General features: G+C 59.4%; 16 protein-coding genes. 9 read left to right on the forward strand and 7 right to left on the reverse strand.

What is annotated here, in order from left to right; all coding sequences use genetic code 11:
- Positions 1–172: 172 nt before the first annotated feature.
- The gene (locus HMPREF2710_RS03695; protein ID WP_070599568.1) at positions 173–1609 is read right to left on the reverse strand and encodes a glyceraldehyde-3-phosphate dehydrogenase; all 1437 of its coding nucleotides are present in this window, start codon (positions 1607–1609) and stop codon (positions 173–175) included.
- Positions 1610–1896: 287 nt separating this feature from the next.
- On the opposite strand from HMPREF2710_RS03695, the gene HMPREF2710_RS03700 reads away from it, so the two are divergent.
- The 4 genes from HMPREF2710_RS03700 (at position 1897) to HMPREF2710_RS03715 (ending at position 6053) form a co-directional block, all read left to right on the forward strand.
- Positions 1897–2832, forward strand: coding sequence for a carbohydrate kinase family protein (locus HMPREF2710_RS03700; protein WP_070599570.1), 936 nt, complete (start codon positions 1897–1899; stop codon positions 2830–2832).
- Between the two features lie 83 nt (positions 2833–2915).
- Complete coding sequence (locus tag HMPREF2710_RS03705; RefSeq protein ID WP_005504213.1) at positions 2916–3461, forward strand: YbhB/YbcL family Raf kinase inhibitor-like protein; 546 nt, start codon at positions 2916–2918, stop codon at positions 3459–3461.
- An 85-nt stretch (positions 3462–3546) separates the two neighbouring features.
- Positions 3547–4359, forward strand: coding sequence for an HAD-IIB family hydrolase (locus tag HMPREF2710_RS03710; protein ID WP_070599572.1), 813 nt, complete (start codon positions 3547–3549; stop codon positions 4357–4359).
- 176 nt (positions 4360–4535) lie between these two features.
- A complete protein-coding gene (locus HMPREF2710_RS03715; RefSeq protein WP_070599573.1) occupies positions 4536–6053 on the forward strand; it encodes an ATP-binding protein in 1518 nt (505 codons plus the stop codon).
- Positions 6054–6163: 110 nt separating this feature from the next.
- Here HMPREF2710_RS03715 and HMPREF2710_RS03720 read toward each other — a convergent pair whose 3' ends face one another.
- The 5 genes from HMPREF2710_RS03720 to HMPREF2710_RS03740 form a co-directional block, all read right to left on the reverse strand.
- Complete coding sequence (locus HMPREF2710_RS03720) at positions 6164–7498, reverse strand: uracil-xanthine permease family protein (protein WP_070599574.1); 1335 nt, start codon at positions 7496–7498, stop codon at positions 6164–6166.
- 255 nt (positions 7499–7753) lie between these two features.
- The gene (locus HMPREF2710_RS03725; RefSeq protein ID WP_070507412.1) at positions 7754–8839 is read right to left on the reverse strand and encodes an acyl-CoA dehydrogenase family protein; all 1086 of its coding nucleotides are present in this window, start codon (positions 8837–8839) and stop codon (positions 7754–7756) included.
- Between the two features lie 30 nt (positions 8840–8869).
- Complete coding sequence (locus HMPREF2710_RS03730; protein ID WP_049326806.1) at positions 8870–9394, reverse strand: DUF4242 domain-containing protein; 525 nt, start codon at positions 9392–9394, stop codon at positions 8870–8872.
- Positions 9395–9641: 247 nt separating this feature from the next.
- Positions 9642–10832: a Fic family protein gene (locus HMPREF2710_RS03735; protein ID WP_070599577.1), complete on the reverse strand. Its 1191-nt coding sequence runs from the start codon at positions 10830–10832 to the stop codon at positions 9642–9644.
- 341 nt (positions 10833–11173) lie between these two features.
- On the reverse strand, positions 11174–12634 hold the full coding sequence (locus HMPREF2710_RS03740) for a peptide MFS transporter (RefSeq protein ID WP_070599579.1): 1461 nt from the start codon (positions 12632–12634) through the stop codon (positions 11174–11176).
- A 310-nt stretch (positions 12635–12944) separates the two neighbouring features.
- On the opposite strand from HMPREF2710_RS03740, the gene HMPREF2710_RS03745 reads away from it, so the two are divergent.
- The 5 genes from HMPREF2710_RS03745 (at position 12945) to HMPREF2710_RS03765 (ending at position 17497) form a co-directional block, all read left to right on the forward strand.
- Entirely contained in the window at positions 12945–13277 is a 333-nt protein-coding gene (locus HMPREF2710_RS03745; RefSeq protein ID WP_049350220.1) for a rhodanese-like domain-containing protein, read from the forward strand.
- A 27-nt stretch (positions 13278–13304) separates the two neighbouring features.
- Positions 13305–14885, forward strand: coding sequence for an anthranilate synthase component I family protein (locus HMPREF2710_RS03750; RefSeq protein ID WP_070599581.1), 1581 nt, complete (start codon positions 13305–13307; stop codon positions 14883–14885).
- Between the two features lie 65 nt (positions 14886–14950).
- A complete protein-coding gene (gene pyrE / locus HMPREF2710_RS03755; protein ID WP_005504234.1) occupies positions 14951–15532 on the forward strand; it encodes an orotate phosphoribosyltransferase in 582 nt (193 codons plus the stop codon).
- Positions 15533–15655: 123 nt separating this feature from the next.
- A complete protein-coding gene (locus tag HMPREF2710_RS03760; RefSeq protein WP_246824521.1) occupies positions 15656–16417 on the forward strand; it encodes a TrmH family RNA methyltransferase in 762 nt (253 codons plus the stop codon).
- A gap of 264 nt (positions 16418–16681) precedes the next feature.
- Positions 16682–17497 carry a hypothetical protein gene (locus HMPREF2710_RS03765; RefSeq protein WP_070599583.1) on the forward strand — a complete coding sequence of 272 codons (816 nt, stop codon included), beginning with the start codon at positions 16682–16684 and terminating at the stop codon, positions 17495–17497.
- Positions 17498–17712: 215 nt separating this feature from the next.
- Here the strand turns inward: HMPREF2710_RS03765 and HMPREF2710_RS03770 are convergent, their stop codons facing one another.
- Entirely contained in the window at positions 17713–18765 is a 1053-nt protein-coding gene (locus HMPREF2710_RS03770; protein ID WP_005504242.1) for an ornithine cyclodeaminase, read from the reverse strand.
- Positions 18766–18851: the final 86 nt, after the last annotated feature.

Genomic DNA, 18851 nt, shown 5'->3' on the forward strand with positions numbered 1-18851 from the left:
TGTGGTGTACCGCCGTAAGGCGTAATTTACCGCTCGCGTAGCTCTTCGGAGCCTCTGCACGGCACCGCTTATTTGCTTATATAACCTCATAAACAAACCCACCGGCAATATAACCAAATGGCTATATGTACCGGTGGGTTTGTTATATGTGTGCTAGATGAGCTGGGGTAGCTTACTTAGCAGGGTAGGAGGGGACGTCGTAGCCGCCCATACGCTCCAGAACGCGAATCACCTGGCAGGAGTAACCGAACTCGTTGTCGTACCAGACGTAGACAATTGCGGAGTCATCGGTCACTACGGTAGCCAGCGAGTCCACAACACCTGCGGTGCGGGAACCCACGAAGTCGGTGGAAACAGCCTCGGGGGAATCCGAGTAGCCCACCTGGCGGCGCAGCTCGCCGTCGATGGACTCGCGGCGGAACAGCTCATTCAGCTCCTCAGCGGAACCTGCGGGCTTGGTCAGCTTCACGTTCAGGATTGCCATGGAGACGTCCGGGGTGGGAACGCGGATAGCGTTACCGGTCAGCTTGCCTTCCAGCTGCGGCAGAGCCTTAGAAACAGCCTTTGCAGCACCGGTCTCGGTGATGACCATGTTCAGCACAGCGGAGCGACCGCGGCGGTCACCCTTGTGGAAGTTGTCAATCAGGTTCTGATCGTTGGTGAATGCGTGAACGGTCTCAACGTGGCCGCGCTCAACACCGTATGCGTCATCCAGAACCTTCAGTGCCGGAGTAATCGCGTTGGTGGTGCAGGATGCTGCGGAGAGAATCTTGTCCTCATCGGTGATGACGTCATCGTTCACGCCGAACACGATGTTCTTCATGTCGCCCTTACCGGGAGCGGTCAGCAGAACACGAGAAATGCCGGGGCGGTTCAGGTGCTGCTCAAGGCCCGGAACGTCACGCCAGCGGCCGGTGTTGTCCACCAGCAGAGCGTCGTTGATGCCGTACTCGGTGTAGTCAACGGTGGTCGGGTCAGAGGAGTAAATGAAGCGAACCGGAACACCGTTAGCGATGATGGTGCTGTTCTCTTCGTCTACCTCAATAACGCCCTTGAACGGGCCGTGAACAGAGTCGCGCTCCAGCAGGGATGCGCGCTTGACCAGGTCCTTATCGCCGTTCTTACGCACCACAACAGCGCGCAGGTTCAGGCCAGAACCCAGCGGCGAGGAGGAACGCTCCAGCAGAATACGAGCCAGCAGGCGACCAATACGACCAAAGCCGTACAGCACAACGTCCTGCTCCTTCGGCTGGTCACCCTGGTGGTTCACGGAGGAACCCAGCTGCTCGGGCAGCCACATGGACAGCTCGGGGGAGCCCGCCTCGTGGTGTGCCTTGTGCAGAGCAGCAATGTTAATCGAGCACGCGCCCAGGTTCAGCTCAACCAGGGCGCGAACCAGCTCGAGGGAGTGCGCGGGGTTCAGGGGCGCACCATCGATGTGGGATACGAAATCGTGCAGCTTCAGCAGCTCAATGACAGACTTGTTGACCAGGCTGCGGCCGTGAATGCTCAGCACCACGCCGTTCTCGCGGTGCAGCTTACCGATGAGGGGGATCAGCTCCTCTGCGGTAGCTTCACGGTTAACCCAGGTAGCGGTTGCAGTCGTCACGTATGACCTTCTTCCTAACTTCGTCGTTGGAGGGTAGGCGCGACGATGCTGTCGCGTCAATACCGTGCCGGGCGTTAAGACCCGGCGTCGGTTTAAGTCTAACCCGTGCGGACCCCTTCAGAGCCTCAAAATTAGCGATATTGAGGCTAAAAGTCAGAAGAGACAGAAGGCAGTTTGTGAACCCACACGGCAAGCCAACATAAGCCCTCAAAAGGGAAAGCAAAACCACTTTAAATACCCACAAAAACACACGTCACGACCCGGAAAACATGAGTAGAATTGAAACCATGTTGACTGTAATCGGTGAAGCACTCGTAGACGTCGTCCACCAGCACGACGGAGAAACCCGCGCCTACCCCGGCGGGTCGCCCATGAACGTAGCCGTCGGCGCACGTCGTCTCGGCCACCCCACCAACTTCGTCGGCCACTACGGCCCCGACGCCTACGGCAAGAGCATTGATGCACACCTGGAAGCATCCCAGGTGACCCTGCCCTTCGAGCACAGTGCTGAGCGCACCTCCGTCGCCCAGGCAACCATCGGTACCGATGGCGCGGCAGAGTACGAATTCGACATCACCTGGTCCCTCGACTCCGTCGCTGAGAAGCTCACCGAACTGGCACGCACCTCCGACGCAGTGCACACCGGCTCCATCGCCGCCATGCTCGAACCCGGCGCGCACGTGGTCGCAGCAGCCTTCGAAGTAGCCCGCGACAGCGCCCTGCTCAGCTACGACCCGAACTGCCGCCCCACCCTCATCCACAACGTTGACGAGGGCCGCGCATGGGCTGAAAAGTTCGTGTCCCTCTCCACCGTAGTGAAGGCATCCGACGAGGACCTGCAGTGGCTCTACCCCGACCGCTCCCTCGACGACACCGCACGCGCGTGGCTTGACCTCGGCGCCGAGCTGATGGTCATCACCCGTGGCGAGGACGGCCCCATCGCCTTCACCAAGAAGTACCCCGAGGGCATCAGCCAGCCCGCACACCGCGTTGAGGTTGCGGACACTGTTGGTGCCGGCGACTCCCTCATGGCGGCACTCGTTGCGGGCCTGCTAGACCGCGGTATCGCCGGTGCTGAGGCGCGCGCCAAGGTCACCGTACTGACCGCCGAAGACATCACCGACCTGCTGCGTTTCTCCGCAACCGCAGCCGGCATCACCGTCTCCCGCGCGGGCGCTAACCCGCCCACCCGCGAAGAACTTGACGCCGTACTCAACGGCTAAATAATCTACGCCTCGCCGGCGGATAGCTCACTCTGTCCGCCGGCGTCGCCATATCCACCCGAACCCCACCATTGAGGAACATCATGACCAACATCGGCACCGCACCCCTGCCCCGCGAACCCTACGCGGGCCTGCCCGACCTGCCCGAATTCACCCTGACCTCCACCGACATTCAGGACGGCGGCACCGCCCCCGAATGGATGCTCTCCGCCCTTTTCGGCGTGGCGGGCGGTCAGGACCGCTCCCCGCAGCTGTCCTGGAGCGGCTTCCCCGAGGGCACCAAGTCCTTCGTGCTGACCTGCTTCGACCCGGATGCGCCGGTCCCCAGCGGCTTCTGGCACTGGACTGTCTCCAACATTCCCGCCAACGTGACCAGCATTGACACTGGCGCGGATGCACCCGCCGGCGCTCTGACGCACCGCAACGACGCCGGTGTGGCGGGCTTCCTGGGGGCTGCCCCTCCGGCTGGTCACGGCCCGCACCGCTACATCTTCTGCGTCACCGCCGTGGATGTGGAAAAGCTCGACATTGACGAGAACGCCAGCCCCGCTGTCGTGAACTTTAACCTGCTCGGCCACGGTCTGGGCCGCGCATTCCTGACCGTCACCTACGCGGAACCGGCGGCATAGCGGCACACCGGCTCGCCGGCACAGTCTAACAAGCTCCGCGCTTTATCCCGCACCGACACACCCCACCACTGAAGGCAAACACTGCATGATTAAACTCATCGCCAGCGACCTGGACGGCACCCTCATCGGGCACGACTTCCGGTTCCGTCCGCGGACCCTGCGCGCCCTTGAGGCTGCCCGCGCCGCCGGGATCGATATCGTCTTCGTTACCGGCCGCCCGAGCCGCTGGCTCACGCCCCTGCGCGAGCAGACCGACTTTGACTCCTACGCCATCTGCTCTAACGGTGCCGTGGTGTACCACCTGGGCGCGAACGAGGTAGAAGAGATCAACGGCGCAGATCCCGCGGTGATTGCCCGCACCCACGAACTCCTAGAACCCATGTTCCCCGACGCCACCTACACCCTGGAAACCGTAGACACCGTCTATATTCAGGGGCCTCACGACGGCGGTGAGGTGCTTGAGGGCGCCCGCGTTATTGAGTCGAGTATTGCTGATTCCCTGGAACGAATTGGCTCAACCCCGGTCATTAAGTACCTGATTCGTGTGCCCGGCATGGACCCGGATATTCTGCAGGCGCGCGTGCACCAGGCGGTGGGTTCGCTGGTGTCGGTGACCCGCGGCGTAGTTGGTGAACCGCTCGTTGAGATGGGTTCTAAGACTGTGAATAAGGGGCGGATCTTGGAGAAGTTCGCGGCACGCCACGGCATTGAGGCGCACGAGGTGATGGCGTTCGGTGACATGCCGAACGATGCTGAGATGCTCTGCTGGGCGGGGGAAGGCTTCGCTATGGTCTCGGGTCAGCCGGCGCTCATTGCGAAGGTGGGGCGCACCTGCCCGGCCTTCCATGAGGACGGTGTGGCGCAGACGATTGAGGCGATGCTCGCCGAACGGTCCTAGCCGCCTAGCACTGCTATCCAGCACTAGCGGCTGGGTCAGCCTCCGCAGACATAACTCAGACATAAACTTTTATGTCTACACATAAAAAATTTGAGTCTAGACATAAAAATTTATGTCTAGACTCAAATTTTTGTGTCTGATTTACATCTGATTTGTGTCTAGACTAAAATTTTTGTATGAACAACGTGGAATGGACCCCCGAATGGCTTACTGAAACCATCAAACTACTGCGTACTCACGGTAGCGATACGCAGTTTATCGAGGTTAAAAAAGCCCACGGAGGCTACCCCGGAAGCCTAGACGCAACCCTTAGTAGCTTCTCCAATAGTTCCACGGGCGGAATCATTATCTGTGGACTCGATGAGAATAATGACTTTGCACCTGTAGGCGTATACGACCCTGCAGACCTAGAAAAAACCCTCGGTAACAAGCTCCGCAGGGGCCTCAAGCCGCCGAACACCATGGAATCTGGCACTATCCTCTATGAAGGCACCAAAATCTTTGTTGCCACAATTCCTCCGCTGCCTCCCTACGAACGACCCGCCTACATTGGCGGTAAAGCGTACGTGCGTTCCGGCGACGGTGACCACGAAATGAGCCACCACGAAACCGACCTGATGGTGGCTCAGCGGACACGCACCGGATTCGATGAGGAGCCGGTGGAATACACCTCCATAGCTGACCTAGACGAAGGCCTCAAAACTGCTTATCTGCGAGACGTCCGCGCTAAATCACGCCGCCTCGCCGGAAGTTCCGATGAAGAGGTGCTCCGACGCAAGGGAATTATTGCCCTCGGAACCGATAATCTTTCCCTCGCAGGCTTGTACGCCCTGGGATCCTACCCCCAAGAATTTAGGCCCTCGCTCAAAGTCACCGGAGTCGTCATCGACCCACGCGGTAAAGCTCGCAACCTCGACAAATTCGAGGCGGACGGCCCCATCCCCGCCATGCTCGAAGAGACTCTGGCATGGATCAATCGGAACCTGGCACACCCGGTTGTCGAGCTGTCCAATGGGCATCTCATCAACGGGCGGGAAGTACCCGATATTGCCCTTCGTGAGATTCTGTCGAATGCACTCGTACATCGTAGCCTCAACCCCAAAGCAGATACCGAAGAGGTGCGCGTCAGGATTTTCCCCGACCGAATCTCTGTAGAAAACCCCGGTGGTCTATACGGAATCACTCTCCAGCGTCTGCAAGAGTATGGGGAACGTTCCCGCGTGAATGACCGCCTGTATGACGTCTGCACGCACGTAACAACCCCCGACGACGGATACCGAGTCATCGAGGGTGAGGGTAGCGGCATCTACACTGCCCAGGAGGCGGTGCGTCAGGCAGGGCTGAAACCCATCCAATTCATTGATGGGGTCATTCGTTTTACCGCGATTATTAGCCGGGAGCCTCTGGTTGGTGCTCGTGCCGCCGATGTCGGTTCACTGCAGCAGAAGTCGGAAGCAGGCCCGCACCAATCGTCACCTACGGTTCCCAGCAGCCGTCAGGAGGCGGTGCTCCTCGCTCTGCGCTCGCTACGCCACCCCGCCGGTATCGACGACATCATGGGTGCTCTTCCCGGGCCTTTTGCTGAGCTGCAGAAGCCGCAGGTCCGGTACGTTCTGACAAAGCTTCTTCAAGAGGGCGTGATTGTGCGTGAAGGCGGTCGAGGTAACCGCAATACGACATACCGCCTGGCCTAATCGAACATCGGGCTAACAACAAAAGCGGCCCGGATGGATTGGTTTCCATCCGGGCCGCTTTTCTATGCCCTACGCCTCAGGAGAATCACTCCTGCCGGGCCGTGAGGAGCCTAGTGCACCTCAGTGCTCTTCTCAGGGTCGAAGGGTTCCAACGGGTCGCCAGCAGCCTTCGTGTACTTCGCGATGAAAGTCATCAGGTGGAAGATAATCAGAGTTGCCGCGGTACCCAGAGCAATACCGGCGAAAGACAGCTCACCGAAGGTCCAGGTGTAGTCCGCAATACCCACAATCAGCGCCACAGCGGCGGTAGTCAGGTTAATCTGGTTCGAGAAGTTCACGCGGTTCTCGCTCCAAATACGGGCACCAAGCATACCGATCATGCCGTACAGAACGGTTGCGGCACCGCCCAGAACACCCGCGGGAACGGTTGCAATTGCCGCACCGAACGCGGGGAACATGGACAGCGCAATCGCGAAAATAGCAGCCACCCAGTACGCCGCGGTGGAGTACACCTTGGTCGCAGCCATCACGCCGATGTTCTCAGCGTAGGTGGTGGTACCGGAACCGCCGCCCATACCGGCGATGGTGGTTGCCAGGCCGTCCGCCATGAGGGCGCGGCCGGAGTAGTCGTCGAGGTTCTTGCCGCTCATCAGAGCAACAGACTTCACGTGACCGATGTTCTCAGCCACGAGCACCAGAATCACGGGGATGAACAGGCCGGCGAGCTCCCAGTGGAACTCGGGGGTCTGGAACTGCGGCAGGCCAATGATGCCCTGGGTCTGCACAGCCTTGTCAATCTTGGAGAAGTCTACCTCACCGCGAATCACGGCGGTGATGTAGCCGATACCCACACCCAGCAGGATGGACAGGCGGCCAATGATGCCCTTGAAGAGCACCGAAATCAGGATGATGGAGCACAGGGTCACCAGTGCGGTCACCGGTGCCATCATGAAGTTGTCCTTAGCGCTCTTTGCCAGGTTGAAACCAATCAGCGCCACAATCGAGCCGGTGACAACCGGCGGCATGAGCTTGGTGAGCCAGCCGGTGCCAGCAAACTGAACGATCAAGCCGACCAGGAACAGGGCGATACCCGCCATAACGATGCCGCCGAGGGCGCCAGCGGGGCCGTGCGAGTTCATGGCAGCCGCCAGAGGCGCAATGAACGCAAACGAAGAACCCAAGTAGGAGGGGACGCGTCCGCGAGTAATGAGCAGGAACAGGACCGTGCCGAGACCCGAGAAGAACAGGGTGGTTGCCGGCGGGAAGCCGGTAATAATCGGCACGAGGAAGGTTGCGCCGAACATTGCAACCACGTGCTGCGCGCCAATGCCGATAGTAATCGGCCAGGCGAGGCGCTCGTTCGGGGCGACGAAGGAACCGGGCTGAATGCTGCGGCCGTCGCCGTGAATCGACCAGTCAAAGCCGAGAAGCTTAGAGATGCTCAAAGGGAGCTCCTGAGGTGAATGTGGTGGTGTATAAAATTCCACATCATTCTACGCGTATACAAGCGCGGGTCACAGCTAAACGGCTGTAAATATGAGCAGGGATACGTTGAGCAGTGCATATATTCTCTTATCGTGGGCTCTATATCGCGTATATAGCCCAGAATGCATCAATACCCCGTATATGCAATTCAAAGCATATACGGGGTATTGATGCAAAGAGCGAATAAAAACACTCGCTATACGTAGCTCATTAGCTTAGAGAGCGTCACGCAGGTTCTCCAGGTGATCGTAACGCGCCAACTCATATCGCAGGTGACCTTCGGTCGGCGACTGAACCGGCAGGAACGACGCCTCACGCAGGCGACGAGCAGTCGGGGAAGTAGCCACGTAACCGGCGCCTCCAACAACCTGCAGCTCAAAGTGAGTAGCAATGGTTGCAAAGTGCGAAACACCCAAACGCAAGCTCAGCAGGTCACGACGCTCAGCACGCTCCGGCTCAGACGCCAGGCGAACCAGTTCCTCACGCAGGCTCTGGTACTCCGTCAGAATCAGCGGGAACTCAGGACGGAACACACCCTGGGAGACGTCCAGATGCTTAGCAGCCTCCTGTAGAGCACCAGCGGCAAGACCCAAGCAGAACGACGACTGAACCAGCAGGAACGGCGCGGTCACATCGTGCAAGAACGCCTCAATGTTATCGCTCAGAATGTCCTCGCTCGGAACGAAAACGTCCTCGAACTTCAGAGTGCCAGACTCGGTGCCGTTCAGTGCCAGCAGGTTGCGGTGGTAGTCAACGCTCAGACCCTCAACGTTCTGGCGAACCGTCACGATGTAGCGGTTCGGGTGGCTCTCCGGGGCGTTCTGCACAGCCACCGGAAGAACAATCACGCCGCCCGGGTACAGGTTCGACGCCCACGACACGGAACCGTTCAGCTTCAGACCGCCCTCAACGAGAGTGCCCTCAACCTTAATCGGTGCCAGGCCCGAAGCCTCCTTGTACGCTGCCGCCATCGCGGTGGTGCCGCTGACGGTTGCATCCGCCAGACCCTCGGGCAGCTCGCGGCCCACAGCGTCAAAGAACGCGATGGTGGAGCGGTGAGCCCACAGGGAGAACGCCGTGGAGGCATCCTCGGTGGCAAGGTCGAACGCTACCGAAACCTGGGGGACCAGGGAGTCGCCGTCACGGCCCAGGGTAATCAGGCCGTCCTTAGCGATTTCGCGCAGGTTCTCGAAGGGGGAACGCTCGCCACGGTCAACCGCGCTAGCGTGGGTTCGGGCGAGTGCGAGCACCTGCTCGCGCTGGGGGTAGTCGTAGAGGGGTTCGAGAGTGAACTCGGACATGGGGTTTCTCCTAAGCGGGGAGTGTCACATCTATGCGTGCAGCTTGAACAGTCGGTCAATGGGGGTGCTGACGGCCTTACGGGCGCGAACAACAGCTTCTTCGTCGGGTGCGTCGTAGAAGCAGAGGCACTTTGCGGTGTCTTCGCGAACGTAGGTGCGCAGGAAGGAAACCTCAGGTACTTCAGCGTACTTGGGCGCGTTTGCCTTCTTGCGGGTCAGGTACTGTTCCATAGTGATCTCTGCGGGGATGTCCCACTCAACCAGGTAGTCTGCGTCCTTCTTGAGCTTCTTGATGTCTTCGAGCTCTGCGCCGACCAGGCGGACTGCGTCGGGGCCTGCGACGGCTGCGCGCTCACCGATGGCTGCGGTGAGGTCGGGGCCGAATGCGGTGCTCTCAGCTTCGACGATGACGAAGACAATCTTGTGGTCTGCGGAGACCTGGGTTTCGATGAGCTCGGCGCCGTGGCTCAGGGACGAGTTGACGGTCTCGATGAGTGCGGTTGCTTCGTCCTTGGACGGCTGTGCGGGGGTCAGTTCTACCAGGTAAAGTGCCATGATGTTCTCCTCGGCTTAGGGTTGAAGGGTTGTTCCGGAAGGGGCCTTCCGGTTTGTTATGGATTCACCTTAGACCCGTGGTTGAGGGCTGTCTAGTAGATTTCTGTTCGTGGCTTAATACGTCCTTTTTGACTCTAATGTTCGTCATGTGTGTTCATGCGGAGACATAAATCGTCACAGTTCCGTGCATGGGAACCCGCCTACAGCCGCAGAATTTTCGCGTGGGTTATCGAACCCGGAGGCGCATCTATCCGCGCCGTCCCGCTCGTGCTGCAAAGTCGTCGAGGGCGCGGTTGAGAGCGGGGACAGTCCACACTTTTTGCCCCTGAATTTTGACGCGTTCTTCACGCAGAATTTGCAACTCCACCATGCGGTTGAGGAGGCGATACACACTAGCCCGGGACCCCCGCGTGTGTTCCTCCACCATGCGTGCGGTGAAGGCGGGCTCGGTACAGCACAGGTCGGTGAGGGAACGCAGGAGAGGGGTTTTACGCTGGGCAATGGACAGCACCTCATCGCGCAGGGTTTCAATGTCTTGCGCCAGGATTTCTGCGTTGGTAATTGCCTTCTGTGTGGCGTCGATGAAGAGCTCGATGATGGGCTCGGCATCGCCTGCACGGTAGTCGGTGAGCGCCTGAATGTACCCATCGGTATCGTGCAACAGCCCGGAGGAGACGGGCAGAATCACGTGGCGGGTGACGCCGCAGGCGAGCAGGAGCGCGGAGATGAGGGCTCGTCCGGTTCTGCCGTTGCCGTCAGTGAAAGGGTGGATCGTTTCAAATTGGGCGTGCGCGATAGCCGCCTGCGCGAGGGGGTCAATGTCGCGGCGGTTCATGAAGGCTACAAGGTCTTCGAGGGCGGCAGGAACCCTCTCGTGATGCGGTGCCACATAGTCGGCGGTCACGGGTGAATCACCCTTAATCCACACCCACTGGGTGCGGAGTACACCGGAGTCCTGTTGCAGACCGCGGGTCAGTTCGCGGTGCATCGCCAGGATGTTGTCGACGCTAATGTTCTCTGCGGTATTCAGGGCTGCACGCATGGCGTGAACATTGCGCGCCACCAGCTCGGCGTTAACGCCGACCTTCGACCCGCTTGCCCCCAGGACGGCAAGAGAGAGCCTGCGTGCGCTAACGGTGAGGTTTTCAATCTGTGAGCTGGAGGCGGATTCGCCGCGCAGAAGAACTGCCGAGAAGGGGATGCCGCCGATGTGGTGGAGTCGCTCATCGAAGCGGGTCATTGCGGTGGCGTTCTCTTGGAGGCGCGCTCGCAGTGCGGGGCTGAGTTCGACGTTGCGTTCGGCGATGGAGGCGGGTACGGCGCTGGAGAAGGCGCCGGAGTTGCGGCGCGTTGCGCGTCGGGAGGCGAGGGCGTCGCGGTGAACCCAGGGGGTTTGCGGCTCCCATGTGAGGGCGGGCCAGGTGATGGCTGAGGGCATGGTTCCTCCTCCCTCCTCCTCTTCATCGGTGTCGTCTTGCTGGTCGTATGGGGGGTCTTAATAAGACAATACACTTCGATTTTCTTATTAAGGCGCTTAATAAGAAAATTTGCGCGGATTGTCTCATTGAGGAAAACGCCCGGAGTGCGCCTCCAAAGCCTCTTTACCCTTCCCCTCCTGAACCTGTCCTCAACATTTCGGCGCTCCGGTTACCGGCGCATACAGCAGTGCATACACATGGGCCCCGAACCCTTGGTAATTCAAGGATTCGGGGCCCTAGCCTATACACGCTTACGCCGCCTGAAACAGCGAGTCAGCAGTGCAGGCAAGTAACTTTGTGGTTACTTCACGCCGCGCATCATCTTCTGAACCGGCTTGTGCACCAGGAACAGCAGCACACCGGTCGCGATGGTGATAATACCCATCCAGGTGAAGTAGGGAATTTCGGTTTCCATGCTGTAGAACGGAGCCAGCCAACCGGACAGCACGGTACCCATTGCCACGGAGGTGAAGTACAGTGCCATCATGTTCACGCGGTGCGCCTTCGGTGCGAGCTTGGTCGCCAGCGAAATACCCACCGGCGAAATAATCAGCTCAGCGATGGTGCAGACGAACAGAATCAGCACGATCCAGCCGACGTTCACGCTCTGGACGCCCGCCTGAGCGAGGAAGATCCAGAACGCCAGGCCGATGATAATCAGCGCTGCGGAGAACTTCAGGGTGGTGACCGGCTGGCGGTCGCCCCACTTGGTCCACAGGGCGGAGAACATCATGCCGAAGACGATGATGAAAATCGGGTTGATGGAGTTGACCAGGTTCGGGCTCAGTTCCATGCCCAGGATGTTCCAGTTGAGGCGCTCATCCGAGTACACCGCCATGACGGTGAACTGCTGCTGGTACAGTGCCCAGAACACGGCGTTTGCAATCCACAGGGGAATGAATGCGGTGACGCGGGAACGCTCATCCGCGGTGACGTCCTTAGCGGTCAGCAGCTGAGCGAACAGGGCGATAGCGCCGATGAAGATGAAGCCCATGACCCAGTTCTTGAGGTTGTCTGCGGTCATCAGGCCGGTTGCCAGCAGGATACCGAGAACGACGACGATACCGACCAGTGCCAGGAAGAAGTTACGCTTCTGAGCGCTGGTGAAGGGGGTGCCCACGTGGTGTACGGAGGCGGGCAGGTTCTTGCGGGTCAGCGAGTACTGAATCAGACCGGCAGCCATACCGATTGCGGCAAGACCGAAGCCGAGGTGGAAGCCGCCAGCCTGCCAGCCCCAACCGGTCAGGATCGGGCCGATCAGTGCACCGGTGTTCACGCCGATGTAGAAGATGGTGAAGCCTGCGTCGCGGCGTGAGTCGTTGTCGCTGTAGAGCGAACCGACCAGCACGGATGCGTTACTCTTCAGGCCGCCGGAGCCGATAGCGACCAGCAGCAGACCAATCACCACGCCGGGGATGCCGGGGATGAGGGAGAGGGAGATGTGACCCGCCATGATGCCGATGGCGGAGTAGAAGAGGGTACGCTCGGGGCCGAGGATGCGGTCACCGAGGATACCGCCGAGGATTGCCATGAGGTACACGACTGCACCGTACGCGCCGATAACGCCGGTGGCGAGGTCCTTGTCGAGGCCCAGGCCGCCCTTGTCGGCGGTGTAGTACAGGTAGTAGATCATGATGCCCTGCATGCCGTAGAAGGAGAAGCGCTCCCACATTTCTACGGTGAACAGGTTCGCGAGCATACGCGGGTGGCCGAAGAAGGTCTTGGTGTCCTTGGGTTCGGCACCTGTGATGGTGTGAGACATGGTGGTAATTCTTTTCTGTGCAAGCCCGGGGTTCTGTGTGACCCGGGCAATATGTGTTTAAGTTTATACCCTTATGGGTGCATATGTATACATGGTGTGTGTCTGTATTTCAAAGATTGAACCATCAATCAGTGCATGAAAAACCATTTCGATTTTTTCGTATGCACTGCTTCTGAATCTCACAAACCCCCAAATACCGGGCTAGATGCGCTCGCCGCCCCGAACGCGATAGAGTGGAACCACAACTATGTCCGCGGTGCACCAGCCCGTGCCGACCGGCGCATTTTTAACCATTTCAAAGGAGAACCCCATGACCGCTGTACCCCAGGTTGACCCCCGCGACGTTCCCGCCGGCGCAACCATTATCGACGTGCGTGAAGACTACGAGTGGGAGGGCGGCCACGCGACCGGCGCAAAGCACATCACCCTCGGCACCATCGCTGAGCGTCTGGCTGAGCTGCCCGCACCCGGCGAAGACTTCTACGTCATCTGCCACGGTGGCGGCCGTTCGAACCGCGCGGCAACCTTCCTGCGTGAGCACGGCTACGCCGCACACAACATTGCAGGCGGCACCAGTGCGTGGTTTGCTGCCGGCCTGCCGATGACCAGCGAAAACGGCGAAGCACCCGCAGTCGTTCACTAAACCGCCAATTCGTCTGCACGCCATACAATGGAGTCCGTGACTAAAACTTCCGCGGACCGTATTTTTTCTACCCCGAACGCTCCCGCATCTGCCTCCCCGAATGCCCTGCCGAGTACTCTGCAGAGCATCCCGTGGGATGCGCAGACGCGGGAGCTTATCGTGCGCCCGCTTCCTTTCGCGGTGAACTGCGAGGAGGCGTACCCGCTGCTGAGCGGTGGCGCTGAGTATTCCTTCTGGCTGGATTCCGCGCGCGAGGAGTCGCCCATGTCGGTTGCCTCGTATGTGGGTGTGGTTCCGGCGCAGCTGTCGCCCCTGCGCGTGGATTCGGCGCGTGCGGCGGCTGAGTCCGGCGGGGAAGACCCCTTCGCCCAGCTGGAGGCGGCGCTCGCCTGCGCACCGCGCGTGCACCCGGATACCGCGGCGGCAACCGGTCTGCCCGAGGGTTTGCGCGGCGGTTACGTGGGCTATTTCGGCTATGAGGCGCGTGCCGCCATGGGCATGGAGCACGGCCACCCGGTGCCGGGCTACCTGCCGGCGCATGAGGCGCCGACCCCGGATTCTCTGTGGTTGCCGGCGGTCCGCTACCTGGTGCATGAGCATGCCCGCCCGGGGGCTGCGGCGCGTAGCTGGCTGGTGGGCGATGAGTCGTGGTGTGAGGCGGCGGAGCGGCTGCTGAGCACGGTGCTGGCTCCGGCGCTGAGCGCGGTGGGGGAGAGTGCCTCAGATAATGCCCCCGTAAATACCCCCGAGCTCACCGAGCCCCTGCTCTTCCCGGCACCTGCCGCGGAAGCCTACATGGACGCCGTTCGCGCTAGTCAGCACGAAATCTACGAGGGCAATAGCTACGAGGTGTGCCTGACCGCGCAGACGAATGCGCGCATCCCCAATCCGAGCCTGGAGCTTTTCTTTGAGCTGTACCGCCGCCAGCGCGCCCACAATTCGGCACCGTATGCGGCGTATTTGCGGTGCGGTGATTTTTCGGTGCTTTCTTCTTCGCCGGAGCGTTTTTTGAGTGTGGATGAGCAGCGTAACGCCCAGACGAAGCCGATTAAGGGCACGATTGCTCGCGGTGCCACCCCGGAAGAAGATGCCGCGGCGGCGGCATGGTTGCGTACCGATGAGAAGACCCGCGCTGAGAACCTCATGATCGTGGATTTGCTGCGTAATGACCTGTCTACGGTGTCTGACCCGGCGTCCGTGCGCGTGCCCGTGCTTATGGGCGTGGAGAGCTATTCGACGGTGCATCAGCTGGTGTCTACGGTCAGTTCGCGTCTGCGTGAGGGAATTTCCGCGGTGGCTGCCGCGCGGGCGTGCTTCCCGGGTGGTTCGATGACGGGTGCCCCGAAGCCTTCGACCATGCAGATTATTGAGGGTCTGGAGGGTCGCGCTCGCGGCGTGTATTCGGGTGCTCTGGGTTTTGTGTCTGCGGATGGTTCGGCGAACCTGTCGATTGTGATTCGCACGCTCGTGGCGCACGATGAGGGCACGGTGACTCTTGCCGCGGGTGGCGCTATCGTGGCTGATTCCGACCCGACCGCCGAGTATGAGGAGATGCTGACGAAGCTGCGCGCTGCGTTGCCGCCGTCGGTGGGTCGCGTGGTGGAATAGCCTAGCGCTGGAATAGCACAGGGAATAGCCTGCGCCGCCTGCACGTGAGCCGCTACACTTGAACTATGACTAAGCTTTCTGAAAACCTCCCCATTGAAGAAGCCCGTGAACGCCTGCGCCAGCTGATTATGGAGCTGGCTGTGGTGCGCGGGCACGTGGTCCTCGCCTCCGGCAAGGAAGCCGACTACTACGTTGACCTGCGCCGCATCACCCTGCACCACGAGGCTTCTCGCCTGGTCGGTCAGGTCATGCTGGACCTGCTGGATAAGAACGGCATCGAGTTTGAGGCTGCTGGCGGCCTGACCATGGGTGCTGACCCGGTGGGTACCGCGATTATGCGTGCCGCTGGTGATCAGGACCGTGCGATTGACGCGTTTGTGGTGCGTAAGGCTCAGAAGTCTTACGGCATGGGCCGTCAGGTGGAGGGCCCGAGCGTTGAGGGTCGCCGCGTGGTTGCTGTTGAGGACACCTCCACGACCGGTGGTTCGGCGCTGACTGCTGTTGAGGCACTGCGTAAGGCTGGCGCTGAGGTTGTGGCGGTTGCTGTGATTGTTGACCGTGCGACCGGCGCTAAGGAGCATGTGGAAGAGGTTGCGGGCGTCCCGTGCCTGTACGCGTACTCGAAGGATGAGCTGGGCCTGGACTAGTCTCTGCTGGCTTGGACTAGGACCTCGTGAATTTTTAAGACGTTCCCGTTGCGGCGGGTGAACCCGTGCCGCTGGCTACTGTGTGTGGCTGGTGGTGCGGGTTTTTGTCTGTAAGATGGCTCTGTGGGCGCCGGAGTGGTGCTGGTTGTTGGCGTGAAGGTGGTTGTGATGGTTGAGAATCGTGATGCGGCTGAGGCTGTACCTGCTGAGGCTGTGCCTGCGGAGGCGGCTGTAGCTGAGGCTGTTGAGGGTACTGAGCAGGGTACTGCCCGTTTTGAGGTGGGTGTGGGCCCGTGGGAGGGTCCGTGGCCTGAGGGCGACCATTGGGATGAGGAGCTGCTACGTGAGGGCGACCGCCGTAACGTGGTGGATAAGTACCGTTACTGGTCGATGGACGCGATTATTGCTGACCTGGATACGCGCCGCCATGATTTTCATGTGGCGATTGAGAATTGGCAGCATGATTTGAATATTGGCACGGTGGTACGCACGGCGAATGCGATGTTGGCGAAGGAGGTCCATATTATTGGGCGTCGCCGCTGGAATCGTCGTGGTGCGATGGTGACGGATCGTTATCAGCATGTGCGTCATCATCCGACGATTGAGGATTTTGTGGCGTGGGCGCAGGCTGAGGGTCTGGAGATTATTGGTATTGATATTTTTCCGGATTCGGTGCCCCTGGAGACGTATGATCTGCCGAAGAAGTGTGTGCTGGTTTTTGGTCAGGAGGGCCCGGGTTTGTCGGAGGAGTTGCATGCGGCGGCTAGGGATACTCTGTCGATTGAGCAGTTTGGGTCGACGCGTTCGATGAATGCGGCGACGGCTGCGGGTATTGCGATGCATGCGTGGGTTCGCCGTCATGTGTTTGGCCAGATTCCGTCGTAGTTTGGCGGCTGTTTATGAGGTGTTTAAAGGTTCCGATGCGTTGTGTGCGCGTCGGAACCTTTTTCGTTGTGGTTTGGGCGGCTTAAACCACGCATGAAATTATCTAGGCGTGTTAGTGTTAACGCAAGTCACAGAGGATATGAGAATTGTACGCTCGATTTCTGCCGGAGCGTACGATGGATTTCCTGGCTTCGGCTCGCCAATGGTTGCGGGTTGTGGATATGAATGACCGCGGCGTCATTCCCCTGAAAGGAGTCGGTAACAATGAAGAAATCTGCTGCTCTGTTCGCCTGCTTTGCTTTAGCTTTAAGTTCCTGTGCCGCTGCGCCTAAAGATACTGGCCTCAAAGCCCAGCTGGATTTTGAAAATAACTATATTACTCTTCCGCTCGATGAATACGACATGAGTGACCAGGCCCAAGATATAACATATAGGGCGCATTTGTTGATTCGTAAAGAGTGCTACGCGAAAAAAGGATACGATTTTGAAATTCTAGAAAACGGCTGGGTTTCTGGCAAGGCCGCCCAGTATGGCCTCTGGAATGTGAAGCATGTGGCGAATCATTTTACGTTCCTCAAAGTCGGAGAAGAGCAGGATAGGATTTATAAGAGCATCCCTGAAGACGTCAGGGCCAGCTGCCGCGAAGAGCATCGGGAAGAACTGGATATGCTCTATTTTGATGTGGCTGATGAGGAAAAGTACCGCCCCGTCGGTCGTATCCGTAGCGAAGCGTACCAACGCGCGCAGGGTGACCCTGAATGGAAGAAAGCCCGCTCAGATTGGTGGGACTGTCAGCGTCAGGAAGGGTTGACGCCTCGCACCGGGGACGGTGAATGGACGAGCAAAGAACTGGCCAGTCTGAATGCTGATGATCCCAAAGTGTTGGAGGAGGTTATCCGCCTGGCCACCATTGAAGCTCAATGTAGTGAGAAGGTGAGGTTGGCTCAGCGTTTGGGTGATATTGAGGCGTCCTATCAGGGTCCTTTGATTGAGAAGAATCAGGCGTTGCTGAATGATTTGAAGGCCTATCGTGATGCGAAGATAGCGAAGGCACGTGAAATTATCGCCACCCACCAGTAGCCACACCCGCTGAAGGGTAGAACGGGTGAACCAGCCGCAGAATGCTCACAAGTTGCCCATAGAAAATCCGTGCACACGAAAATTTCACAAGAAGGAGCCGGGGAGTGTTACCACTCCCCGGCCCTCACTTTATTCACTCTCAACCTCGCAGCCCATGCCAGCGCACCTACAGGCTCGCCAGCTCAAGGCCACTCAGCGTCAGGTTACTTAGCCCTTTAGCCCACCGGAACGTTAACGTTCACCAGCGAGTACAGATCCTTCGGATCATCCGGGCTAGCAACCAGGTCAATGAACTGCTGCAGGTCGGTGTCCTGCGTAGCCGCACGGGCATAACGCAGACCCGAGAAGTCAGCAATCGCGAAGCCCACCGAATCAAACAGGGTAATCTGCTCATCCGACACGCGGCCCGGCTCCTCACCGGTCAGAACCTTCCAGAACTCCACCACCGGGAAGTCCGGGTCCTTCTGCTGAATCTCGCCCTCAATGCGGGTCTGCGGCGGGAACTCAACAAACACGGTGGAGCGGTCCAGAATTTCGCTTTCCAGCTCAGTCTTGCCGGGGCAGTCGCCACCAATAGCGTTCAGGTGCACGCCGGGCTTCACCTGGCGGTCCAGCAGAACCTTCGCCTGCTGCTTATCGGCGGTGCAGGTGGTAATAATGTCGGCGCCCTCAACAGCCTCGTCCACGTCCTTAGCCAGGTGGATGCGGAAGCCCAGCGGCTCCAGGTTACGGCGGAACTTCTCCATCGCGTGCGGGTCAACGTCGTAGACGGACAGGTCCTCAATGCCGAGCACAGCGCGCATACCCAGCGCCTGGAACTCAGACTGCGAGCCGGTACCAATCATTGCCATCTTCTTCGAATCCTTGCGTGCCAGGTGCTTAGCAACCATGGCGGACACGCCAGCGGTACGCAGCGCGGTCAGCAGGGTCATCTCAGCCAGGAACACCGGGTAGCCGTTGTCCACGTCAGCGAGCAGACCGAATGCGGTCACGGTCTGGAAGCCGCGTGCCGGGTTCGACGGGTGGCCGTTCACGTACTTGAAGGAGTAGGTGATGTTGTCGGAGGTGGGCATCAGCTCAATCACACCGAAGGGGGTGTGGGAGGCGACGCGCGGAATCTTGTCGAAGCTCTGCCACTTCTTGAAGTCTTCTTCGAGGAAGTCGACCATGCCGGCAATGATGTTGCCTACGCCGTCCTTCTGAATCCACTTCGCCATCGAGGCGACGTCAACAAATTCCACCGCGTGTGCGCTAGGACGTTCAGTCATGATTTTCTCCTTTGAATATCTGCACAAAACTTCTTTGTGCATCTGGTGGTCACTGCGGATATCTATTATCTCAAAATATATTGCAG

The sequence above is a fragment of the Rothia sp. HMSC069D01 genome (genome assembly GCF_001810135.1).
In the GTDB taxonomy this organism is placed as follows: domain Bacteria; phylum Actinomycetota; class Actinomycetes; order Actinomycetales; family Micrococcaceae; genus Rothia.